The sequence below is a fragment of the Brachybacterium hainanense genome, from assembly GCF_042434575.1.
Lineage (GTDB): Bacteria > Actinomycetota > Actinomycetes > Actinomycetales > Dermabacteraceae > Brachybacterium > Brachybacterium hainanense.
In genome coordinates this window covers 83,507-105,378 of the sequence record NZ_JBHLSV010000010.1, presented here as the reverse complement: position 1 = coordinate 105,378, position 21,872 = coordinate 83,507, and the positions used below count along the sequence as shown (strand labels likewise).

At 73.5% G+C, this 21,872-nt stretch carries 20 protein-coding genes and 1 riboswitch; of the genes, 2 read left to right on the top strand and 18 right to left on the bottom strand.

Annotated elements, in window-relative coordinates:
* Positions 1–59: 59 nt before the first annotated feature.
* Positions 60–371 (bottom strand): Sec-independent protein translocase subunit TatA, encoded by a 312-nt coding sequence (gene tatA, locus ACFFF6_RS10050; protein ID WP_376980247.1) that lies wholly within the window; start codon positions 369–371, stop codon positions 60–62.
* Positions 372–503: 132 nt separating this feature from the next.
* Positions 504–2,645 (bottom strand): WYL domain-containing transcriptional regulator, encoded by a 2,142-nt coding sequence (locus ACFFF6_RS10045; protein WP_376980245.1) that lies wholly within the window; start codon positions 2,643–2,645, stop codon positions 504–506.
* A gap of 150 nt (positions 2,646–2,795) precedes the next feature.
* Between ACFFF6_RS10045 and ACFFF6_RS10040 the strand changes: the two genes are divergently transcribed.
* Positions 2,796–3,890, top strand: a complete 1,095-nt coding sequence (locus ACFFF6_RS10040; protein ID WP_376980243.1) for a DUF3866 family protein — start codon at positions 2,796–2,798, stop codon at positions 3,888–3,890.
* 45 nt (positions 3,891–3,935) lie between these two features.
* Here the strand turns inward: ACFFF6_RS10040 and ACFFF6_RS10035 are convergent, their stop codons facing one another.
* From ACFFF6_RS10035 to ACFFF6_RS09960, 16 genes are all read right to left on the bottom strand, one after another.
* Positions 3,936–4,412, bottom strand: a complete 477-nt coding sequence (locus ACFFF6_RS10035) for a PH domain-containing protein (RefSeq protein ID WP_376980241.1) — start codon at positions 4,410–4,412, stop codon at positions 3,936–3,938.
* 5 nt (positions 4,413–4,417) lie between these two features.
* On the bottom strand, positions 4,418–5,275 hold the full coding sequence (gene hisG / locus ACFFF6_RS10030; protein WP_376980239.1) for an ATP phosphoribosyltransferase: 858 nt from the start codon (positions 5,273–5,275) through the stop codon (positions 4,418–4,420).
* 86 nt (positions 5,276–5,361) lie between these two features.
* On the bottom strand, positions 5,362–5,625 hold the full coding sequence (locus ACFFF6_RS10025) for a phosphoribosyl-ATP diphosphatase (protein ID WP_376980237.1): 264 nt from the start codon (positions 5,623–5,625) through the stop codon (positions 5,362–5,364).
* 117 nt (positions 5,626–5,742) lie between these two features.
* Positions 5,743–6,447, bottom strand: a complete 705-nt coding sequence (gene pnuC, locus ACFFF6_RS10020) for a nicotinamide riboside transporter PnuC (protein ID WP_376980235.1) — start codon at positions 6,445–6,447, stop codon at positions 5,743–5,745.
* 95 nt (positions 6,448–6,542) lie between these two features.
* Positions 6,543–6,661: riboswitch (FMN riboswitch) on the bottom strand.
* Between the two features lie 88 nt (positions 6,662–6,749).
* On the bottom strand, positions 6,750–7,427 hold the full coding sequence (gene rpe / locus ACFFF6_RS10015; RefSeq protein WP_376980233.1) for a ribulose-phosphate 3-epimerase: 678 nt from the start codon (positions 7,425–7,427) through the stop codon (positions 6,750–6,752).
* A 30-nt stretch (positions 7,428–7,457) separates the two neighbouring features.
* Positions 7,458–9,050 carry an RsmB/NOP family class I SAM-dependent RNA methyltransferase gene (locus tag ACFFF6_RS10010; RefSeq protein ID WP_376980231.1) on the bottom strand — a complete coding sequence of 531 codons (1,593 nt, stop codon included), beginning with the start codon at positions 9,048–9,050 and terminating at the stop codon, positions 7,458–7,460.
* Positions 9,047–10,003, bottom strand: a complete 957-nt coding sequence (gene fmt, locus ACFFF6_RS10005; protein ID WP_376980229.1) for a methionyl-tRNA formyltransferase — start codon at positions 10,001–10,003, stop codon at positions 9,047–9,049. The genes ACFFF6_RS10010 and fmt overlap by 4 nt, the downstream gene beginning before the upstream one ends.
* A gap of 50 nt (positions 10,004–10,053) precedes the next feature.
* A complete protein-coding gene (locus ACFFF6_RS10000) occupies positions 10,054–12,213 on the bottom strand; it encodes a primosomal protein N' family DNA-binding protein (RefSeq protein WP_376980227.1) in 2,160 nt (719 codons plus the stop codon).
* Positions 12,214–12,230: 17 nt separating this feature from the next.
* Positions 12,231–12,611, bottom strand: coding sequence for an FKBP-type peptidyl-prolyl cis-trans isomerase (locus ACFFF6_RS09995; protein WP_376980226.1), 381 nt, complete (start codon positions 12,609–12,611; stop codon positions 12,231–12,233).
* A gap of 69 nt (positions 12,612–12,680) precedes the next feature.
* Entirely contained in the window at positions 12,681–13,616 is a 936-nt protein-coding gene (locus tag ACFFF6_RS09990; RefSeq protein ID WP_376980224.1) for an FKBP-type peptidyl-prolyl cis-trans isomerase, read from the bottom strand.
* A gap of 124 nt (positions 13,617–13,740) precedes the next feature.
* Complete coding sequence (pafA, locus tag ACFFF6_RS09985; RefSeq protein WP_376980222.1) at positions 13,741–15,135, bottom strand: Pup--protein ligase; 1,395 nt, start codon at positions 15,133–15,135, stop codon at positions 13,741–13,743.
* 34 nt (positions 15,136–15,169) lie between these two features.
* The gene (locus ACFFF6_RS09980) at positions 15,170–15,358 is read right to left on the bottom strand and encodes a ubiquitin-like protein Pup (RefSeq protein WP_376980220.1); all 189 of its coding nucleotides are present in this window, start codon (positions 15,356–15,358) and stop codon (positions 15,170–15,172) included.
* A gap of 33 nt (positions 15,359–15,391) precedes the next feature.
* Positions 15,392–17,095, bottom strand: a complete 1,704-nt coding sequence (gene dop / locus ACFFF6_RS09975) for a depupylase/deamidase Dop (protein ID WP_376980218.1) — start codon at positions 17,093–17,095, stop codon at positions 15,392–15,394.
* Positions 17,088–18,650 carry a proteasome ATPase gene (arc, locus tag ACFFF6_RS09970; RefSeq protein ID WP_376980216.1) on the bottom strand — a complete coding sequence of 521 codons (1,563 nt, stop codon included), beginning with the start codon at positions 18,648–18,650 and terminating at the stop codon, positions 17,088–17,090. The genes dop and arc overlap by 8 nt, the downstream gene beginning before the upstream one ends.
* Positions 18,651–18,699: 49 nt before the next feature.
* Positions 18,700–19,758, bottom strand: coding sequence for a tRNA (adenine-N1)-methyltransferase (locus ACFFF6_RS09965; RefSeq protein ID WP_376980214.1), 1,059 nt, complete (start codon positions 19,756–19,758; stop codon positions 18,700–18,702).
* A gap of 95 nt (positions 19,759–19,853) precedes the next feature.
* Positions 19,854–20,945, bottom strand: coding sequence for a M50 family metallopeptidase (locus ACFFF6_RS09960; RefSeq protein ID WP_376980212.1), 1,092 nt, complete (start codon positions 20,943–20,945; stop codon positions 19,854–19,856).
* Between the two features lie 111 nt (positions 20,946–21,056).
* Here ACFFF6_RS09960 and ACFFF6_RS09955 point away from each other — a divergent pair, with 111 nt between their 5' ends.
* A complete protein-coding gene (locus ACFFF6_RS09955; protein ID WP_376980210.1) occupies positions 21,057–21,860 on the top strand; it encodes a PAC2 family protein in 804 nt (267 codons plus the stop codon).
* Positions 21,861–21,872: the final 12 nt, after the last annotated feature.

The window sequence follows — 21,872 nt, the reverse complement described above, 5'->3', positions numbered from 1 at the left end:
GAGTGGTCCGGGCACGGGGTGCCCGGACCGCTCAGGTCAGCAGATGTGCCCGAGCGGGCTCAGTCGCGGCGGTAGTCGTCGTCGCGACGCTGCTCCACGGCGTCCCGCTCGTCCTTCTCGTCGCGCGGGTCGTACGAGCGGTCACGGCCGTCGGCCTCACGGGAGTCGCGGCTGTCCGTGCGGCGGGCGGGACGGTAGTCGTCCTCCTCGTCCTCGGCCTTGTCGTCTCCGCGCAGCTCCTCGACCTCGGTCTTGAAGATGCGCATGGACTTGCCCAGGTTGCGCGCGAGGCCCGGGAGCTTGCCCGCGCCGAACAGCAGCAGCACGAGGAGCACGAGAACGATGATGTGCCAGGGCTTGAGTGCACCCATGGATTGGTCCTTTCGAGAGGGCCGGAAGTCACGGCTGGAGCATTTTCCCACGTCGAGCTGGAAGATGGCCGAGCGCACAGCATGCGGACGCCCGAAGCCGTGCTGGTCATCCCGGCGCGCGGGAGGCGGGACTCAGCCTAGCGGCTCCGCCGTGCGATGGCGCGCTCCGGCCTCCTCGGCTCGGGTCACGATCAGGTCTCTCAGCGAGGCCGGCGCGAGGACCTCCGCGGCTCCGGCCGCCTCCATCACGGCGCTCACCAGCGCACCGCGCACCGGACGGGACAGCAGGGCGAGCGTGCCCCCAGATGCAGCCTCGCGCAGCTCCCCGGCGGAGAAGGCCTCGGCGATCCACAGGGCGGGCGCGTCCAGGTGCAGCCAGACGTCCTCCTCGAGGCGGCCGCTGTCCGGTGGGGCTCCCGTGTCCCGGGAGGCTCCCCTGTCGCCGCCGAGCGCCGCGCCCGAATCCCACCCTGAAGCAGAGGTCGAGGGTTCTGTCGCCGATCCCGCCGGAAAGTCCGGGCCTGAGGTCGAGGTCGAGTCACGGATGGGCGACGTCCCGGGCGGCAGGATCTCGACGATCCGGTCCAGGCGGAACAGCCGCACATCCTGGGCGAGCGCGCAGTCCGCCCGCAGGTAGGCGCGCCCCGCATCGGATTCGACCCGCAGCGGACGCACCGGGCGCACCGAGGTCCCCGCGCGCTCCGGCGGCGAGTAGCGGATCACGACGCTCCTCTCCTCGCGGATCGCCGCCGTCAGGGCGTCGAGGATCGCATCGGCCCGGGATCGGCCTCCCGGCGACCTCCCGCCCGCGTCCTCGGAGCCGCGACGCTCCCCCGGCCCGGGCTGCTCCACGGCGGGGACCGTCTCGGACCCGAGCGCGGCATCGGCCCCGGCGGTTCCCACCCGCGCCCGGAGCTTCTCGCGGGCCGAGGCCAGCAGCTGCGCCTCCTCCCCGGCGACGGGTTCGAGCGCGGCCAGCCCCGCGAGCAGCGCGCTCGCCTCCGAGGCTGTGAGGCTCAGCGGCCTGCGCAGAGCCTCGGCATTGCGCACTCGGACGAAGCGGTCGTCCCATTCGGCCTCGATCAGGTCCTGCTCCCAACCGGTCGCGAAGTCCCCGCAGACGAACAGGACCTGCAGGTCAGCGACCAGCTCCTTCCGGGAGATCCCGAACTCCGCCAGCAGCTCCGCGATCTCCACCTCCCCTCGGGCCAGCACGTAGGAGGCGAGGGAGACGAGGCGGGAGAGATGATCGGCGCCGCTGGTCGGACGTCGGATCCGCGGGGCCCTGCGCACCGGCGCCTCGTCGATCTGCGCGAGGTCCGGGCTCCTGCGGTGGCGCGCGCCGATCTCCTCGTAGACATCCGCCAGCGCCTCGCGCCAGGTGCCGGGCTCCTCGAGCGTGATCCAGCGGGCCTCGGCGCGCACCTGCCGCAGCGCCGCCGAGCGCGGCATCGAGGGCAGCACGACCTCCTCAGCCGCCGGAGGAGCGCCGGCCGCATCACGCAGGGCGAGCGCCTTGAAGGGCTCGACGCGCAGGTGCGCCCGGGCGGTGTCGTCATCGGCGCGGACCCCGGCGAGCGATCGAGCGAGGCTCGAGGCCGGCTCCCGGGGATGGGTGCTGGGTGCGCCGATCTGCGGATAGGACTCGATGCGCGAGGCCTTGAACACGCGCTCTCCGGCCCGGTCCAGGTCATAGCCCTGCACGTACCAGTGGCCCTCGTGCACCGCCACGACCCATGGCTCGAGGCGGCGCGTCGCGGCGCGGCCGTCCGCCGTGCGATAGGCGAAGGACACGCGGTTCGCGGACGTGACCGCCTCCAGCAGCGGTCCCAGCACCGGAAGCGACTCGACGCTTCCCCGCGGGGTGCGGCGCAGCAGGTCGGCATCGGCGTCCAGGCCCTGGCTCAGCAGCTTCGCACGCACGCGTCGGGCGGCGCCGCCCGCGGCCGCGTCGTCCCAGGCGCGGCTCGCGGCCAGCAGGACGGTGTACTCCCCCTCGCTCAGGTGGAGATCCGCGCCGCTCGTGTCCGCGTCGAGACGGTAGCGGACGGCGTTCTCGTCCCAGGCGTCGTAGCGCTCGGTGCGCAGCGGGAGCCCCAGCTCACGGATCGCCGCTTTGTCCCGCTCGAACATCTTCTCCGCTGCCTCATCGGTCGCGGCATCGGCGTACTCGGGGATCGCCGCGAACAGCGTCGCGCGGTCGATCCCGCGACGGGGCCGGGATCCGATCGTCATGATCACGTTGAGCAGTCGTTCGACGTTGCGTGAGGCCACGGATCCCAGCTTAGCCACGGGCCCCCGTTCCGGCGGGACGTTCGCGCACAGCATCCGCACGGGGTCTCCACCATCCCCGGGCACGCAGGCGGATCACGACCCGTCGGCGTGCTCTACGCTCGGAGCATGCTGCGCTGGGAGAGTGGACGCGTGATCGCGCACCGAAGGGGCTGGCCCGGAGTGGCCTCCCTCCAGGTCGAGGTGCTCGGAGCCGACGGTGCGCCGGAGACGGTGCGCGCCCTGGCCTACACCGAGCTCGTCGGCACCCCGGAGATCGGCGAGACCGTCGATCTGAACACGAACGCGCTGCGCCGGGGACTCGGCACGGGAGGGGACGCGATCGTCGTCTCGCGCCGCGATGCGGCGCCGCCCGCCGAGCCGATCCGCGGCCACATGATGAAGATGCGCTACACGCCCGTGCAGACCATGGTCGACGCCCTCGACGACCCGGCGAGCGAGCACTACACGACGCTCACCCATGCCCGGGACCTCGGCGGCATGCCGGTCGTCGTCGCGGACCTGCACTCCTCCCTCGCCCCGATCGTGGCCGGCATCCTGGCCGAGACCCCCTCCGCCCGCATCGTCTACGTCATGACCGACGGCGCCGCGCTCCCCGCCGCCTACTCCCGCGTGCTCGCGACCCTGCGGGAGGAGGGCCTCGTCGCCGCGTCGATCAGCGCCGGCCAGGCCTTCGGCGGAGATCTGGAGGCGGTGACCGTGCACTCCGCCCTGCTGGGGGCCCGCCACGTCCTCGAGGCCGATGTCGCGGTCGTGATCCAGGGCCCCGGGAACCTCGGCACCGGCACCGGGTGGGGCTTCTCCGGGGTGCAGGCCGGCGACGCCCTCAACGCCGCCGGGGTGCTGGGAGGCTCCCCGATCGGGGCGCTGCGGGTCTCCGAGGCCGATGAGCGCGCTCGGCATCGGGGCCTGTCGCATCACAGCGCGACGGCATACGGGCGGACGACCCTCGTGCCCGCTCGCTTCCCTGTCGCCGCCCCGGAGCGTCGGGGGGACTGGGTCTTCCACGCCCAGGTGACGGCGCAGGTCGAGCAGCAGATCCTCTCCCCCGCCGCGGCTCGTGGACTGGCCCACGAGCTGATCGAGGTCAGGACCGACGGGCTGCTCGAGGCGCTGCGCGACCTTCCCCTGCGCCTGTCGACGATGGGCCGCGACCTGGACGAGGACACTGCCGCGTTCCTCTACGCGGCCCTGGCCGGCCGCGCCGCGGCGGGCCTCATCAGCTGAGCCGGAGCCGACGGCGGGCCTCATCGGCTGAACCGGGGCCGGGGCTCAGAGCTGCGGCGGCTCCGAGGGCGGATGCGCCTCCCCGCGGTCGTGGATCAGCTCCACCAGGTGGCGAGCCTGGGCGAGGCCGTGCTCGCCGTCGGAGCGCTGCAGCGCCATCACCGCGAGGGTGTGGCCGTCGGCGAGGTCCAGATGCGCCCACGGATCACCCTTGGGGAAGCTCACGCCGATGATCTCGGCCCACTCGAGCCGGGTGCGGGTCATCAAGTTGCGCACCTCGACCCCCTCCCGCGTCGCGGTCAGATGCACCGAGGCCTCGCGATGGCAGAACCAGAAGATTCCCAGCCCGAACAGCACGAACAGGATCCGGTTGGGCAGGTCGAAGGTCGTGATGAGGATCGCGATGGCGATGCTGGCCCCCAACAGCAGGACGCCCACGCCGTAGCCGACCTTCCGCGCCAGGCGGGGCCGGATCACGATCGGGGCCTCGTCGTCAGGCTCGGACGGCGTCGGCGTGCTCATCGGGATCAGACCCGGCAGGCCTGGATGGCGGTGACGAGGATGGCGCGGGCGCCGACGTCGTACAGGTCGTCGAGAACCTTGTTGACCTGCCTCCGCTCGACCATGGAACGGACCGCGGACCAGGCCCCGTCGTGCAGCGGCGAGACCGTGGGCGCCTGGAAGCCGGGCGTGATCGAGACCGCGGCCTCGAGCTTCTCCTGCGGGATGTCGTAGTCGATGAGCACGAACTCGCGGGCCACCAGGACGCTGCGCAGGCGACGGATCAGCACCTCGAGGGTGTGCTGCGCCGCGGTCTCGAGGGTGAGGCCGGGGCGGGAGAAGAGGACCGCCTGGCTGGTCATGATCGGCTCGCCGAAGGTCTCCAGCCCGGCCTGGCGCAGCGTCGTCCCGGTCTCGACGACATCCGCGATGACCTCGGCGACTCCGAGGCGGATGCTCGACTCGACGGCGCCGTCCAGGTGGACCACCTGGGCGGAGACGCCGCGGGAGACCAGGTAGTCGCCGACGAGGTGCTCGTAGCTGGTGGCGATGCGGGCCCCCTCGAGGGAGGCGAGGTCCCGGGCCTGCCCCGAGGGGGCGGCGAAGCGGAACGTCGAGCGGGCGAAGCCGAGCTCGAGCAGGACGTCCGCAGGGGTGCGGGAGTCGGCCAGCATGTCCTGACCGGTGACGCCCACGTCGACGGTCCCGGAGCCGACGTACACGGCGATGTCCCGGGGGCGCAGGAAGAACAGCTCGACGCCGTTGTCCTCGTCGACGAGCACGAGCTCCTTCTGGTGGCCACGCCGGCGGTAGCCGGCCTCCTGCAGGAGTTCGGCGGCCGGCTCGGACAGGGCGCCCTTGTTGGGCACGGCGATACGCAGCACAGCTGCTCCTTCGGGAGAGGTTCTCGGCCGGACCGGGATGCGGGCGGCCGGCGGATCGGTCGAGCGGTCGCGGAGCGCCGCGCCGCTCAGAGCTTGCGGTAGACGTCCTCGAGAGAGATGCCCCGGGCGACCATCATCACCTGCGTGTGGTAGAGCAGCTGGGAGATCTCCAGAGCGGCGTCGTCGAGGGTCTCGTGCTCGCAGGCCATCCAGACCTCCGCGGCCTCCTCGACGATCTTCTTGCCGATGCCGTGCACTCCCGAGTCCAGCTCGGCGACCGTCCCGGAGCCTTCCGGGCGGGTACGCGCCTTCTCGGTGAGCTCGGCGAACAGCGTCTCGAAATCCTTCACGTCTCCAGCCTAGCGGGCCCCGCACAGAGGCGTCGCATCGGACCGTCCCCTGGGCGGCGCAGATCGCTCCCCCGGACCGTGCTCGGCCGGACCGCGCTCGGCCGGGCCGGGGCCCGGTCAGCCGCGCCGCACCGTGGGGTCCAGATGCGCGGTCTCGACGCTCACCGTGCGGTCCTCGCGGCGCCGCACCCGCCACCACACGAAGAAGCCGGTGAGCGTGAAGACGCCGTAGAACACGTACATGAAGGCGCTCGCGTAGTATCCGGCGCTCAGCAGCAGCGGCACGCCGACGATGTCGACCGCCACCCAGATCAGCCAGAACTCGACCCATCCCTTGGCCATGCCGAAGGTCGCCAGCAGGCTCCCCATGAAGATCCAGGCATCCGACCAGACGGGTTCGTAGGACCCGAGAGCCCGGAACAGCGGGGTCAGCGCGGCCGTGCCGCCGACCAGGGCGGCGATCAGCAGGCCCCGCGTCCCCCAGGACGCCCAGCGCGGCTGCACCGCGGTGCCGTCCTCGCTCTGCGCCTGGCGCCAGCGCACCCAGCCGTAGACGGAGGTCGCGATGAACATGATCTGACGGCCCGCCTGGCCGTACAGGTTCACGGGGTTCGGCGTCCCGAAGACGGTGCCCAGGAACACCGTGAGCAGCAGCAGGTTGCCGAGGATGCCGATGGGCCAGGCCCAGACCTTGCGGCGCATGCCGCCGAGCGCGCTGAGCAGTCCGAAGACGTTGCCGAGGACCTCCCGCCAGAGGATGAACTGGCCGCCGGAGAACTCTATACGAGCATCGAAGAGCCACTGCAATGCATGAAGGATCACGCGATCCGTCCTTTCCGTTCCGAAGCAGCGGCTCCGGGGGAAAAGACACGGATGCATCCGGGCGGGGCGGGACGCCGACACGCACGGATCACCCGCCTGTGCGCCTCTCATCCAGACTCTGACTGTCGGTGCCGGAGTTCCACCGGCTCAGCCGCCGAAGCGGGTCGCGGACTATCACCGCCGGTTCGGACTTCCACCGACCCCGGAGCACATCACGATGTGACAGCGGAACTCTACGCCGCGGATCCCACCCGGCCCAGCTTTTCGTCGCTGGGTGAACAGCCTGTGATCAGCGCCTCGGCTCAGTGCTGATGCGCCGCGGCGAGCTCGCGCAGGGCCTCGATCTCCGCGGCGCAGTCGTTCGCGCGGTAGATGGCCGATCCGGCGACGAACACGTTGGCCCCGGCCTCGGCCGCCTTCTCGATCGTCTCGCGGCTGACGCCGCCGTCGACCTGGATCGAGACCTCGAGGTTCGCCTCGGAGATCGCCCGGCGCGCACGGCGGATCTTCGGGAGCATGCCCTCGAGGAAGCTCTGGCCGCCGAATCCGGGCTCGACGGTCATGATCAGCAGCATGTCGAACTCGCCGATCACGTCGAGCAGCGGCTCGATCGGCGTGGCCGGGCGCAGGGCGACGCCTGCGGCGACGTTCTTGCGACGCAGCTCCCGGGCCAGACGCACGGGTGCTCGCGCGGCCTCGAGGTGGAAGGTCACCGAGTCGGCGCCGACCTCGGCGAACAGCGGAGCCTGGCGGTCCGCGTCCTCGATCATGAGGTGCGCGTCCACGGGAAGGGGGCTGCGCCGGACGATCTGCTCGACCATGTCCGCGCCGAAGGTGAGGTTGGGGACGAAATGGTTGTCCATGACGTCGACGTGCACGGAGTCGGCCGCGGAGATGCGGTCGAGCTCCTCGCCGATCCGCATGAAATCCGCGTTGAGGATGCTGGGGTGGATGAAGTCACGGTCCGTCGAGTACGGCATGGGGGATGTCCTCCCGGGTCGATGGGTCGGTCAGTCCTGCTCGCGCCTGCGCAGGAGGGCGATGAACATGGCGTCGGTCCCGTGGACGTGGGGCCACAGCTGGACCGCGGGCCCCTCTCCGAGCTCCACGTCCCGGGCCTGCGGCAGCAGCCCGGCCCGCACGGCAGGGCGGGCGTCGAGCTGCTCCGCGTCCGTACGGCGGCGCAGCACGTCCTGCACGATCAGCCGCGTCTCCGCGAGATGCGGGGAACAGGTGACGTAGGCGACGACGCCGCCGGGGGCCGCCGCATCGAGCGCGCTGGCGAGCAGGTCGCGCTGGAGGCCGCCCAGCTGGCCGATGTCCGCGGGTCTGCGCCGCCAGCGCGACTCCGGTCTGCGGCGCAGGGCTCCGAGCCCCGAGCAGGGGACGTCGGCGAGGACGCGGGAGAAGGTCCCCGGCATCTCGCCGCCGATGTCCCGGCCATCGGCGGTGCGGGTCGTGACCTCGGCCCCGGCCTCGACGAGCGTGGCCACGGCCCGCTCGACCAGCTGGGTCCGATGCTCCTGGAGCTCGACGGCGAGCAGCTCGGCGTCGTGCTCGAGCGTGAGCCCGGCCAGCAGCGCGGTCTTGCCGCCGGGTCCGGCGCACAGGTCCAGCCAGCGATGGTCCTCGGCGCGGACGAGGTCGTCGGCCCCGAGCGCGAGGGCGAGCGCCATCAGCTGGCTGCCCTCGTCCTGCACGGCGGCGCGGCCCTCCCGGACCGGATCGGTGCCGCCGGGGTCGCCGGAGGGCCAGGAGGCCGCGAAGATCGACAGGTGCCCGGCGCTCGCGCCGTTGTCGATGAGCTCGTCGAGGTCGGTCAGGCCCGGCCGCATGACCAGGGACACCGAGGGGGCGGCGTTCTGGGCCTCCAGGAGCGCGTCGATCTCGGAGCGGTCGCGGCCGTGGGCGGCCAGCGCATCGGACAGGGCGCGCACGATCCAGGCCGGATGGGAGTGCGCGATCGACAGATGGCCGATCTCGTCCTCGGAGCGGTCCGGGGCGACCTTCGCGATCCAGCCCTCCCGATCGTCCTCGCCGATGCGCCGCAGCACCGCGTTGACGAAGCTGCCCGCCCCGGCGCCGGCGACCTGCCGTGCGAGCGCGACCGTCTCGGAGGTCGCGGCGTGCGGGGCGACCGACATGTCCACGAGCTGGTAGGCGCCCAGCCGGAGAACGTCGAGCACATCGCCGTCGACCTGGTCGAGGGGGCGGTCGATGCAGGCGCCGATGATCGCGTCCAGGCGGCCCTGGGCGCGCAGGGTGCCGTAGAACAGCTCGGTCGCGAAGGCGGCGTCGCGGCCGGCGACCCGGCTGCGGCGCAGCAGGCCGGGCAGGACGAGGTTCGCGTAGGCGTCGTCCTCGCGGACGGCGCGCATCGCCTCGAAGGCGACCTGCCGGGACGAGGTGGTGCGGCGCGAGCGCTCGGAGGGGCGATCCTCGGACCATCCGCGTCGCGGTCCGCCCCGTCCCCGGGAGCCGGAGCGCTCGCGGCCCTTCGCATCGCGCCCGCGGCGCTCCGCTCCGCCCCGTGCCTCGTCCCGTCCGCGACGGCGGTCGTCGTGGCGATGATCGTCTCGGCGGTGCTTCTCTCGGTCGGTCATCGTGCCTCCTCGGCATCGGTCGGGGGCGCGAAGAGGGTCCGCTCCTCGAGGGCGGCTCCGCGCGCCCAGTCGGCGGCGCGCATCGCCTTCTTCCCGGCCGGGGCGACGGTGCCGATGGCGATCGGCGCGGTGCCCGTGCCGACGAAGAGCGCGCGGCGGGTCGCATGCAGCTCGCCCGGGGCGAGCACGAGATCGGCGGGGGGCTGCGTCGCGTCGACGCCGAGGATCTTGAACCGCTCGCCGCGCAGCAGGGTCCAGGCACCGGGATCGGGGCTCATCCCGCGGATGTGCGCGTCGAGGACGGCAGCGTCCGCGCTCCAGTCGATCCGCGCCTCCTGAGCGGTGAGCTTCGCCGCGTGGCTGGCCTCGCCGCGCTGCGGGACGGCGCGGGCGGTCCCGTCCGCGAGCGCGTCGAGGGTCTCCACGAGCAGGGGGGCGCCGTCATGGGCGAGGCGCTCGAGCAGCTCCCCGGAGGTCTCGAGCGGACCGATGTCCACGGGCCGTGAGGCGAGCACATCGCCGGTGTCCATCCCGGCGTCGATGCGGAAGGTGGTCATCCCGGTCCGCGTCTGCCCGGCGAGGACGGCGCGCTGCACGGGGGCGGCGCCGCGCCAGGCGGGCAGGAGGGAGAAGTGCAGGTTGATCCAGCCGTGACGGGGGATGTCGAGGGCCGGGGCAGGGATCAGGTTCCCGTAGGCGACCACGGGCGCGGCCTCGGGGGCGAGCCGTCGCAGCTGCTCCTGCACCGCGGCATCGCGCAGGGTGGGAGGCGTGAGGACGGGCACGCCCGCCTCGTCGGCGAGGGCCCGCACCGGGGAGGGGCGCAGCCTCCGGCCGCGACCGGTGGGGGCGTCGGGCCGGGTGAGGACGGCGACCACCTCGTGATCGCTCTCGAGCAGGGCCCGGAGGCTGGGGACGGCGGCGGCGGGCGTACCCGCGAAGAGGACTCGCATGATGCTCGCCATTGTAGGGCGGAGCTGCGGACGGAGCACGAGGGCGGGTGTCAGAACACGTCCGGCGGGTCCATGCGCACCCGGACGCCTCCCGGCCGCTTCCGGGCGCTGCGGGCGGCGATGCCCGCGCGCAGGGCCGAGGCCAGCTCCCGGGAGCGGGAGGGGGCGATCCGCAGCACCGCGCGGGCCTGGGCGTCCGCGTCGAGGTCGACGGGCCCGAAGACGCTCGTGCCGTCGGGCAGCCCGGCCTGCTCCAGCTCCTCGAGGAGGACCCGCACAGCCGCCCTGTCGCCGAGGATCTCGGCCACGCGGGCGAAGGGAGGCAGGTCCAGCTCGCGACGGTCGGCCAGGACGCGGTCCAGGAAGACCCGGGATCGATGGGCGACGAGGTCGCGGATGGCGGGCAGTGCGGCGGTCCCGACCGCGAGCACCTCTCCCCCGGCCGCGGCGGGCCGCACCAGGGAGATGGCGTTGGACCAGCGGCGCACGGCCTCCACATCGGCGTCGAAGGCGGCGCGGGCGAGCATCGCATCGCAGTCCAGCAGCAGACCGGCGGCGTACCCGCCGTCGACGGCGGGCTCCGCCCCCGGGGTGGCGACGACGATGGCCCGCTCGGGCACGGCGTCATCGGCGACGGGACCGTGGGCGCCCCCGGCGACGACCATCTCCTGCTCGGGGAAGGCGCGGCGCAGCTCCTCGGCGGTGCGAGTGGAGCCGATGACCACGGCCCGCACACCGGTCCGATGGCACTCCGGGCAGCGATACCCGTCCTCGACCCGCCCGCACACCGGACACTGCAGGCCGCCGCCGCGCCCACGCACGGTGAGCGGTGCGGAGCAGGCTCCGCACAGGCAGCGGGTCCCGCAGAAGGTGCAGGCGATCGCGGGCACGTAGCCGCTGCGCGGGACCTGCACGAGCACGCTCCCCCGCTCCAGGCCCTCGCGGATCAGGCGCATGGCGGCCTGGGGGATGCGGGCCCGACCGCTGGGGCCCTCGCGCTCGCGCAGATGCTCGTCCATCGCGACGATCCGCGGACGGACCGAGGTCAGGGGGGCGGGCGCCGGCTCGAGCAGGCGCAGATACCCGTGCTCGGCCAGCTGGGACAGGGTGGGCGAGCAGGAGGAGGACAGCAGCAGCAGCGCCGCCCTCTCCTCGGCGGAGCGGCACTGGAGGACGGTGCGCACGTGCGGGTAGGGCGCGCGGGGCTCGATGAGCAGGTCGTCGGCCTCGTCCCAGCAGATCAGGAGGGCGAGGTCCTGGACGGGGGCGAAGGCCGCCGATCGGGAGCCGATGACGATCCGGGAGGCGCCGCGCAGGATCCGGCGGAAGGCGCGGTAGCGCTTCTCGGGGCCGTCGGCGCTGCCGAGGACCTCGTGCCCCGTGCCCTGCTCCTGCAGCAGCCGGTGCAGCCGGTCCACGTCCCGCATGTCAGGGGCGATGACCAGGGCGCCTCGTCCCTCCGCGGCGACGGTGCGCAGCGCGGCGGCGGCGATCTGCGTCCACGGGTCCGCCGGCTCCAGGACGATCCCGGCCCGGGGCACCGGCCCATCGGCGGAGCCGGCGCGCTGGAGCAGCGCCCCCAGGCCGACATAGCGGGCGATGCGCTCCGCGTCCTGCGCCTGCTCCGACGGCGCCGGAGCGCCCGGATCGGCGCCCGCCGGATCGGTCGTCTCGGCCCGTTCTGCGGCCTCCGCCCGCTCCGCCTCCTCGGCGGCGCGATCCGCCTTCTCGGCGCGGGCATGACGCGGCGGGATCGCCAGGCGCAGGACGTCGCCGAGAGTGCCGGCGCAGCGTGCGGCGACGTCGGCGCAGACGCGCAGGAGGGCCGGCGAGATCACGGAGTCCTCGGAGACCAGGCGCAGCAGCGGTCCCAGCGGCCGGTCCGTCGACGGCTGGGCGCAGCGCTCGAGGACGATCCCGTCCATCTCGCGGCCGGCCAGGCGCACCTTGACCCGGATGCCCGGGCCGGCGGCCGCGGTCTCCGCCGTGACGGCGTAGTCGAAGGGTCGGTCCAGGTGCGGGAGCGCGCCGATCAGCTGGACGCGCGCGACCGGGAGGGTGGGCGCGAGCGCGAAACCGGCGGTGGTGCGCAGGCGCTCGTCCCCGGAGCCCGGGGACGCCTCGGCGGCGGCCGTCGGCACGGCGGAGGCGGCGGGGGCGGGCGGGGCGAAGAGCCCGTCCTGCGCCCCCGCCGCCGATGCATCGGTCATCCTGGCGGTGCTCCTGCTCAGCGGCGGTGGACCGCCACCAGGTCGCATACGAAGACGAGGGCCTCGTTCGGGGCGATGACGGGCGGGGCGCCGCGCACGCCGTAGGCGAGGGCGGCGGGGATCTCGAGGCGGCGGCGGCCGCCGACCCTCATGCCCTGCACGCCCTGGTCCCAGCCGGAGATGACCTGGCCCACGCCCAGCTGGAAGCGCAGGGGCTCGCCGCGGTTGTAGGAGGCGTCGAACTCGGCGCCGGTGGAGTGGGAGACGCCGACGTAGTGCACGTCGACGACGTCGCCGCGCCCGGCGGTCTCGCCCTCGCCCTCGACCTCGTCGATGATGACGAGCTCGGTGGGGGCCTCGCCCTCGGGGGCGTCGATCTGCGGCTTGCTCGGGCTCATGGGTGGGCTCTCCTCGATGATCGGGATGGGGGCTGCGGACCGGGCGGCCCGCAGGGAACAGGGGGCGGGTCAGGCCTGCCGGGGGCCGCGTGCGAGGACGTCGACCACGAAGACGAGGGTCTTGCCTCCCAGCTCGTGCTGCGCCGGATCGTCGCCGTACGCCTCCGCGGGCGGGATGACGAGCATGACCTGGCTGCCGACGGGCAGGCCCACGAGGTTCTCGTCCCAGCCCTGGATGACCTGGCTCTGGCCCTGGACGAAGCCGAAGGGGGCGCCGCGGTCCCAGGAGGAGTCGAACTTCTCCCCGTCGTCCCAGCTCCAGCCGGTGTACTGCATGACGAGGTAGTCGCCGGCCGCGGTCTTCTCGCCGGTTCCGGTGATCAGCGGCTCGACGATCGTCGCCGCGGGGGGCTCGCCCTCGCCGGGGCCGGAGATCGCGGGGGCGCCGTCCTCGCCGAGGGTCACCGCGGGGTAGGTGCCCGAGGGAGCCGCCGCGGCGCCCTCGGCCCGCAGCGGGGAGACGACCTGGTCGATGTCGGCGACCTGGACGAGGGAGACCATGGCGCCGCTGCCGTCCTTCTGCCACCCGGACATGGCCACGCGGCTGCCGACGGTCGCCGTGGTGAGGAACGAGACCGCCTCCGCGCCCGCGGTGTCGGTGCTGAGGGTGAGGCCGCCGGCAGGGCCGCCCTCCCACCAGGACTGGAGGGTCTCGCCGCTCGCGCCGGCGACGAACAGGGAGCGCCACACGATGGTGTCCCCCTCGGCGATCGCCGCCCCGTCCCCGGGGACGACGACCTTCGAGGAGGGCGACTCGATCGACAGGGGCGCGGCGAACTCGACCACCGGTGCGCTGCCCAGGTCGTCGCTCACGGTGACCGCGTCGAGAGCGTCCCCGCCGCCGTCGGAGGCGCCGCCGGTCGTCGCGTCGTCGGAGCAGGCGGCCAGGCCGATCGCGGCAGTGGCGGCGAGGGCGGAGCCCAGCAGGGTACGGCGTCGGATCACGGGGTGACCTTCCCAGAGGATGCGGCATGCGCGCGGGCATGCGGGGAGGAACGGGTGCGGGGACAGGGTACGGGCTCTGCCTGGGCAGCGGCCCGGACGAGGGCGGAGCCCGGTGCAGGCAGGCTCAGGCGGGCGGCGGCGCGGAGGTCGCGCGGGAGCGGATCTCCGCGAGCAGCGCGTCGACCTCGGAGGACTCGGTCGCGAAGGGGTCGAGGACGGTCACGGGCATCGCGCCCTGCCGGACCAGACGCATCGTGGTCCAGTCCACGACGTGGTCGACGCCGTGCGCGATCGCCGCGCTCACGACCTGTCCGCGCAGATGCGCGCGCGTCGTCGTCGGGGCGGTGGTGCGGGCCGCCTCGATCCGCTCCTCGGGGAGCACGCGGACGGCGCGGCCGGACGCCTGCAGGCGGGAGAGCAGTCCTGCGTGCGGATCGATGTCGTGGTAGGCCAGGTCGAGGCGCTCGATCTGCGGGCTCGCGAGGTCGAGGCCGCGCCGGGCGGCGACGTCCTCGAACAGGGTCTTCTTGATCGCCCAGTCCAGATGGGTGCGCGCCCAGGACAGGTCCCCGGTGCGGACCGCGTCGATGCCGCGCTGCCAGGCGTCGAGGATCTCGTGCTCGGCCTCGTCCGCGAGGGGTGCCGCCAGGTCGAGGAAGCGCTGCTGGACCTCCACGGGGGTGACCGTGCCCCCGTCCGCGAGCTCGAGCGCGCCGTGCCCGCCGAGGTCGCGGGACACCGCGCGGATGGCGGCGATGTCGTCGGCCAGGCGCAGGTCCGGCAGGACCTGCCCGGACTCGACGAGTCGCAGCACGAGCGAGGTCGTCGCGAAGCGCAGCCAGGTCGAGACCTCGGACATGGTCGAGTCCCCGACGATCACGTGCAGCCGCCGGAAGCGGGTCGCGTCGCCGTGCGGCTCGTCGCGGGTGTTGATGATGGGGCGGGTCCGGGTCGTCGCGGAGGACACGGACTCCCACATGTGGTCGCTGCGCCGGGAGAAGACGAAGCGGCCGCGGGATCCGCCCTCGCCGTCGTCCTCGGTGACGACTCCCCCGGCCCCGGTGATGATCTGCCGGGTCACGAGGAAGGGCAGCAGCGCGGCGGGCAGGCGGGTGAACTCGCCGCGCCGGTCCACGAGATAGTTCTCGTGGCTGCCGAAGGAGTTGCCCGCGGAGTCGACGTTGTTCTTGAGCAGATGGATGCGCGCATCCTCGCCCTGCGCGGCGAGACGGGCGTTGGCCTGGGCGGCGAGGTCGGCGAGGATCCGCTCCCCGGCCCTGTCCTGGGCGACCAGCTCCCACCAGTCGTCGCATTCGGCGGTCGCGATCTCCGGATGCGAGCCGACGTCCAGATACAGCCGGGCCGCGTTCTCGAGGAAGACGTTGGAGGAGCGGCCGAGGGCCACGACCGGACGGAAGAGCTCGCGCGCGGCGGCCTCCGGCTCGAGGGCGCGGCTGCCGTCGGCGCGCACGCAGACGAGCCCGTACTCGGTCTCGAGACCGCCGACGCGACGCTTCACCGCTCCGCCCCCGTGGCGGGCGGCGTCCCGGTGGTCACTGCCCGCCCTTCTGCACGAAGGAGCGGACGAAGGTCTCCGCATTGGACTCGAGGACCTCGTCGATCTCGTCGAGGAGGGAGTCGGCCGCCTGCGCGGAGGCGAAGACCTGGCCGCCGGCGAGGGCGTCCTGGCCGGTCTCGTCGTCGGCGGGGCCGCCGCTGCTGCTGAGGGACTGCTGGCTCATCGTGGTGTCCTTCCAGGAGGGTGGGTGGGGTGCTCAGGAGGAGGTGGACGCGGCGAGCTCCCGCAGGGCCGCGAGGACAGCCTCGACCTCGTCGGCCGGGTCGATGCCGTGCTCGGCGAGCCATGCCCGCGAGCCTATCCGGGGATCGGCGCAGCGCAGCGTCAGACCGGCTCCGGCCTCCCCTGCGAGCGTGATGACGTCCCAGCCGGCCGAGGTCACATGCCCCGGATGCTCCCGGATCAGGCGCCCGCGCAGATGCGCGCGGGTCGACTCGGGCGGGGTGACGGCCGCCTCCCGCGCCTCCTGCTCGGTGACGAGGGTGCGCACGCGGCCGGAGCCGCGCAGCTTCGCATAGAGGCTCCGCGCGGGTCGCAGATCCGAGAACTGCAGGTCGATCATCCGCAGCTTCGGATCGCCCCAGCCCAGGCCGTGCCGGGCGCGGAAGCCTTCGAGCAGCTGGAGCTTGGCGACCCATTCGATGCGGTCGGCGGCGGCGGCGGGATCGTGCTCGAGCAGGTCCAGCAGCTCGCCCCACTGCGCATGCACGTCGCGGCTCTCCGGATCGGCGACGTCGAGGACCGCGCCGACCGCCCGGTGGTAGGCGCGCTGGATCTCCAGGGCGGTGATGCTCCCCCCGTCCACGAGCGGGAGAGCGACCCGCAGATCCAGGTCGTGGCTGATGGCGTGGACGGCGCCCACGGGATCGGCGAGCGGGATCCTCGGGAGGATCTGCCGCTCCTGGGCATGCTCGAGCTCGAGCGCGGCGAGGACCAGGCTGGTCATGCCCAGCTTGAGGTACGTCGGGGTCTCCAGCAGGTTCGCGTCCCCGATGATCACGTGCAGGCGCCGGAAGCGGCTCGCATCGGCATGCGGCTCGTCCCGGGTGTTGACGATCGGCCGGTTCAGCGTGGTCTCCAGACCGACCTCGGCCTCGAAGAAGTCCGCGCGCGAGGAGATCTGGAAGCCGTCCTCCTGGCCTCGCGTGCCGATCCCGACGCGGCCGGCGCCCACGAGGATCGCACGGCTCGCGAAGAAGGGGATCAGGGCGCGGACCACGTGCTCGAACGGCACCGAGCGGTCCAGCAGATAGTTCTCGTGGGTGCCGTAGGAGGCGCCCTTGCCGTCGGTGTTGTTCTTGTACAGCGCGACCTCGGGCACGCCCTCGGCGGCGGCAAGGATCTCCATGGTCCGCTGGGCGATCACCTCTCCTGCCCGGTCCACGAGGACGCCCTCGCGGGCCGTCATGACCTCTGCCGAGGAGTATTCGGGATGAGCGTGGTCCACGTACCAGCGCGCCCCGTTGCGCAGCACGGCGTTGCCCAGGGAGCGCCGCAGCGCCCAGTCGAGGACCTCGGCGTCGTCGCCGCCCGGGGCGACCTCCGCCGCCGCGAGCGGCACGTCCAGGTCGATGCTGGGCACATGGGCGTCGCGGACCTGGTCGGTGAGCTGCGTGGGATGGGCGGCGGCCCGCTGGATCTCGAAGCCGCGCGCGTCCCGCAGCGGGGACTCGTCGCCGTAGTCCCAGCGGACGCGCCGCCCGCGGGGGCCCTCCTCCGGGGCCAGCAGCGCGTAGGCGCCCACGACGAGGTGGGAGAGCATGATCGCGCTGCCCGCCCCCACGTCTCCGCGAGCGGCATGCTCGGCGTGCGCGACCCCGAGCTCGGTCTCGATGCCCATCGGCCGACGGGTGGTGATGCGTGCCGCGCCCGGCGCACGCGGATCCGGTGCCTCAGTCATCGGAGCCCGCCTCGGCGGAAGCGGCGCGGCGCAGCGGGATCACCCGGTCGACGCGGCGTCCGCGGCGCCCGGAGATGCGTGCCCAGTCCTCGGCGTGCGCGCCGGCCGGCAGGTCCTCGTTCTCCATGAACTCCGCCTCGACCGCGGCCTCCACGTGTGCGAGGGTGAGCCCCGCCGTGCCGTGCGCGAGGTGGTCCTTGACCGCGAACTTCTTGGCCCGATCGACGATGTTGCGCAGCACGGCACCGGAGGTGAAGTCCCGCAGGTGCAGGGTCTCCTCGCCGCCGTCAGAGTAGACCAGGCGCACGAACTCGGTGGCCGGGCCGTCCTCGTAGATCAGCTCGACGGTCCGGTCCAGCAGGACCTCGCGCCCTTCGCGGACGGGAACGGCAGGATCCAGGTAGATGCCGAGGATCTCGCGGGCGGCCTCCGCATCGGGGCGGCGGACCCGGATCTTCACGTCGAGCCGGCCCGGACGCAGGATCGCGGGGTCGATCATGTCCTCGCGGTTGGAGGCGCCGATGACGATCACGTTCTCGAGGGATTCGACGCCGTCGATCTCCGCGAGCAGCTGCGGCACGATGGTGGTCTCGACATCGCTCGAGACGCCGGTCCCGCGGGTGCGGAACAGCGATTCCATCTCGTCGAAGAACACGACGACCGGGTGCCCCGAGCTCGCCCGCTCCCGGGCCCGCTCGAAGACCAGGCGGATCGATCGCTCGGTCTCCCCGACGTACTTGTTCAGCAGCTCGGGCCCCTTCACGTTCAGGAACGACGACTGGGCCAGGGCCTCCTCGACGCTGACGCCCGCGGCCTCGGCCGAGCGCAGGGCCAGCTCGTGGGCGACGGCGCGGGCGATCATGGTCTTGCCGCAGCCGGGCGGACCGTACAGCAGCACGCCCTTGGGCGGGCGCAGGCCATACTCGCGGAACAGGTCCTGCTGCAGGAACGGCAGCTCGACGGCGTCCCGGATCGTCTCGATCTGGTCGCGCAGCCCGCCGATCTGGGCGAACGACGTGTCCGGCACCTGCTCGAGGACGAGGTCGGTGATCTCGGCCCGCTCGATGCGCTCGCGCACGAGCGCGGCCTTCAGGTCCGCGAGCACGTGGTCGCCCGGATGCAGGAGCTCCTCCCCCAGCTCTCCGCCGCGGCCCAGCACGCGCACGTCGTCCTGGGTGACGGCGACGATGATGCGGCCGTCGGCCAGCTGCTCCTGGACGACCACGAGGCTGCCGCTGTCCTCCGGCTCGGCGACGTGCTCGACCGCGGCGAGAGCCTCGTTCAGGCGCAGCAGCGCTCCGGGGCGCAGAGCCTCGAGGTCGAGCTTCGCGCTGGTGGCCACGCGCAGCCGCCGTCCGTTGTGCAGCACGTCGATGGTCGTGCCCTCGGTGCGGCGCAGGAAGGTCGCATAGGCGTTGGGCGGATCGCCGACCCGCTCGAGGTCCCCCTTGAGCTCGACGATCTGCGCTCGCGCCGCGCGCAGCCCGGCCACGAGCCGCTCGTTGTGCGCGGCGAGCTTCTCGAGCTCGCTGCTCATCTCCTGGTACGTCTTCATGCCCACGGGGGCGATCCTCCTCGTCGTCGGCCGGTCTGCGGCCGGGGTCTCAGCGATCCCGGCCCTGGCGGATGTCGCGCAGCGCCCGCTTGATCTTGCGCGGGGCGACCCCGCGCTCCCCGAGGTCCTCCGCGCTCCAGACGCCCTCGCTGCCGCCGAAGCCCTCGTTGTCCGGATGGTCGAGCTCCGCGGCGTCCTGCGATCCCGGGGCGGGACGCCGGAAACGGGTCAGCGCCCGGGTGCCGTGGGCGGCGCGGCGCGCGGTGATGAGGAAGCCGGTATGGGCGTTCATCCGATGCTCCGGCCGCACGGCGAGACCCTCGAGGTGCCAGGGCCGCACGAAGCTCTCCCAGGCGCTGGGCTCGACGAACTCGCCGTGGGCGCGCAGCGCCTCCGCGGTGCGCGAGAGCTGGGTGACCGTCGCGACGTAGGCGAGGAACACGCCGCCGGAGACGAGCGCGGTCGCCGCGGCGTCCACGCATTCCCAGGGGGCGAGCATGTCCAGCACGACGCGGTCCGCGACCGGCCCCTCCGCCGCCAGACGCAGGGCCACGTCCTGGAAGTCCCCGATCTCGAGGTCCCAGGCGGGATGCGGGGCGCCGAAGTAGGTCTCGACGTTCTCGCGGGCGACCTGGGCGAAGTCCTCCCGCCGCTCGATCGAGCGGACCGAGCCCTCCGGCCCCACGGCGCGCAGCAGAGCGGTGGTCAGACCGCCCGAGCCCACGCCCGCCTCGAGCACCCGCGCCCCGGGGAAGATGTCTCCCCACATGAGGATCTGCGCGGAGTCCTTGGGGTAGATGATCGCGGCGCCGCGCGGCATCGAGAGCATGTAATCGGCATACAGCGGGCGCAGCGCCTGGTAGAGCGTGCCGCGCGAGTCCTCCACGACGATCCCGTCGTCCTGGCCGATCAGCGCGTCGTGCGCCAGGACGCCGCGGTGGCTGTGGAACTCGCCGCCCTCCCGGAGGGTGATCGTGTGCATGCGGTTCTTGGTGTCGGCGAGCTGGACCTTGTCGCCCACCTCGAAGGGGCCGGTGCGGTCCAGCCGGCGGCGCGGAGCGCGCGGCGCCGGGGCGGCGGGCACGTCGGTCAGGGGGGTGGAGTCCATCGTCCCAGTCTAGGTCCGTCCCCGCCGCTCCGATCGACTCGTCCCAGGCGCGCCCCGGCACCGGTCCGATGTCACAGCCGGCATCGGCGGCGGGCTCACCGGCCCCGCAGATGCGCGTCCACATCGGCCGAGGCGACGGTGCCGAGCACCTCCCCGCCGGGGCCGCGCACGACGTACAGGGGGAAGGGGCGGGCCAGCATCGCCGAGACGAGCGCGGCGCCGGAGAGCGGCATCGTCAGCTGCGCGGCCCGCGGGAGCGATGTCATCACCGCCCGCACGGGCAGCTGGGGACGGCGCTCCATGGGCACCGCGTCGAGGGCACGCGCATCGACGAGCCCGAATCCGGCCGCCTCCTCGAGGACGAGCAGAGAGCCCGGATCGACGTCGGGGCCGATCGCCGTCAGCGGCGCATCGGCGGGCAGCAGACGGACCGGACGCAGCAGCCTGCCCAGATCCGCCCGCTCGACGCGCGACTCCATCTGCGCCTGGGCCAGCGCGGCGCCCGCCCCCTGCCAGAGCATCCCGCCGATCAGCACCGCCCACAGCACGAGCAGCAGATCCGCTCCCCCGGGGTCCCGGATCGTCCGCCCCAGCGCATAGACGACCACGGCCGCCGCGATGACGCGGCCGGTCCAGGCGGTGATCCGGGTGGCCAGCAGCGGACGCCGGGTGAGCGCGCCCAGCACCCCTTCGAGGGCGCGCCCGCCGTCCATCGGCAGACCGGGCAGGAGGTTGAACGCGGCCAGCGCGTAGTTCAGGCTCGAGGCGAAGAACAGGAAGGCGGCCGCCGCGGAGCCGCGCTCGGCCAACGGGTCCGCGAGCGCCGCTGCCGCACCCAGCACGGCGTTGCTGAGCGGGCCCACGAGGGAGATGACGACCCCGTGCCAGGAGCGCAGGCGCCCGCCGCTGTACTGCGTGTGCCCTCCCCACAGGGTCAGCGCGATGTGGTCGACCTTCGCTCCGAAGGCGAGGGCGGCGAGGGTGTGGGCGAGCTCGTGCACGGCGACGGAGACGATCATGAACAGGCCGATCCCGACGGCGACCGCGACCGCGGTCGCCGGGCCGATCCCGTCCACCCGCGTGATCGCCGGGTGCACGAGCAGGGCCAGCACCGCGATCGTGACCAGCGTGCCCGGGGAGATCCGCAGAGGCGGCAGCGATCCCAGTCGCAGTTCGGGCTGCTTCACGCGCGTGCTCTCCTCGGCTCGGTCGATCCCGTCCCCGGGAGCCTAGCGGTCCGCGGTGAGGGCGCCCTGGCAGCCCGCCCTTCGCGGAGCGGGCCGCCCTATGATTGATCGATGACCCGCATCGCCGTGACCGCGTTCAGCGGCTGGAACGACGCCGGGGAGGCCGCGAGCGGCACGATCGAGCATCTGCTGTCCGTCTGGCCCTCCCGTCGGCTCTCCGTGATCGACGCCGAGGAGTTCACCGACTTCCCCGTCAACCGTCCCTCGATCCGCACGGACGAGGAGGGACGGCGCCGGCTGGAATGGCCGGACACCCTCATCGATCTCGTCACGCCCCCGCGCGGGCCGGAGCTCGTGCTGGTGCACGGGCCCGAGCCCTCGCTGCGCTGGAAGCGCTTCTGCGCCGAGGTGCTCGCGCGGATCGAGGCCGCCGGAGCCTCCTCGCTCCTCTCGCTGGGCGCCCTGCTCGCCGATGCCCCGCACACCCGGCCCCTGCCGGTGAGCGCGCAGGTCGAGCCCGGCACGCACGAGAGCGCCCCCGAGGACGCCTACGAGGGGCCCGTCGGGATTCCCGGCGTGCTGGGGCGGCTCGCCGTCGCCCGCGGGCTGCGCACCACCTCCCTGTGGGTCCAGGTGCCGCACTACGTCGCGCAGAACGCGGCGCCGAAGGCGGTGCTGGCGCTGATCGCCGAGCTGCAGTCCCTGATCAGTGCTCCGATCCCGCTCGCCGACCTCGAGGAGGATGCCGAGGCGTGGGTGCGCGGCGTGGACGAGCTGTGCCGGACCGACGCCGAGGTCGCGGACTACGTGCAGCGCCTCGAGCGGGCTCAGGATGCGACCGGGCTGCCCGGCGCGAGCGGGGACGCGATCGCGCGGGAGTTCGAGCAGTTCCTGCGGCGACGCGAGCAGGAGTAGCGCGCGGGCCCT

Excerpts from the sequence above, each read along its gene's own strand:
- ACFFF6_RS09995 (WP_376980226.1), bottom strand. The coding sequence starts at position 12,611 with ATGAGCCCGAGCAAGCCGCAGATCGACGCCCCCGAGGGCGAGGCCCCC.
- ACFFF6_RS10035 (WP_376980241.1), bottom strand. The coding sequence starts at position 4,412 with ATGAGCACGCCGACGCCGTCCGAGCCTGACGACGAGGCCCCGATCGTG.
- tatA (WP_376980247.1), bottom strand. The coding sequence starts at position 371 with ATGGGTGCACTCAAGCCCTGGCACATCATCGTTCTCGTGCTCCTCGTG.
- dop (WP_376980218.1), bottom strand. The coding sequence starts at position 17,095 with ATGACTGAGGCACCGGATCCGCGTGCGCCGGGCGCGGCACGCATCACC.
- arc (WP_376980216.1), bottom strand. The coding sequence starts at position 18,650 with ATGAAGACGTACCAGGAGATGAGCAGCGAGCTCGAGAAGCTCGCCGCG.
- ACFFF6_RS09965 (WP_376980214.1), bottom strand. The coding sequence starts at position 19,758 with ATGGACTCCACCCCCCTGACCGACGTGCCCGCCGCCCCGGCGCCGCGC.
- ACFFF6_RS09955 (WP_376980210.1), top strand. The coding sequence starts at position 21,057 with ATGACCCGCATCGCCGTGACCGCGTTCAGCGGCTGGAACGACGCCGGG.
- fmt (WP_376980229.1), bottom strand. The coding sequence starts at position 10,003 with ATGCGAGTCCTCTTCGCGGGTACGCCCGCCGCCGCCGTCCCCAGCCTC.
- ACFFF6_RS09980 (WP_376980220.1), bottom strand. The coding sequence starts at position 15,358 with ATGAGCCAGCAGTCCCTCAGCAGCAGCGGCGGCCCCGCCGACGACGAG.
- ACFFF6_RS10000 (WP_376980227.1), bottom strand. The coding sequence starts at position 12,213 with ATGACCGATGCATCGGCGGCGGGGGCGCAGGACGGGCTCTTCGCCCCG.
- rpe (WP_376980233.1), bottom strand. The coding sequence starts at position 7,427 with ATGCCGTACTCGACGGACCGTGACTTCATCCACCCCAGCATCCTCAAC.
- ACFFF6_RS10010 (WP_376980231.1), bottom strand. The coding sequence starts at position 9,050 with ATGACCGACCGAGAGAAGCACCGCCGAGACGATCATCGCCACGACGAC.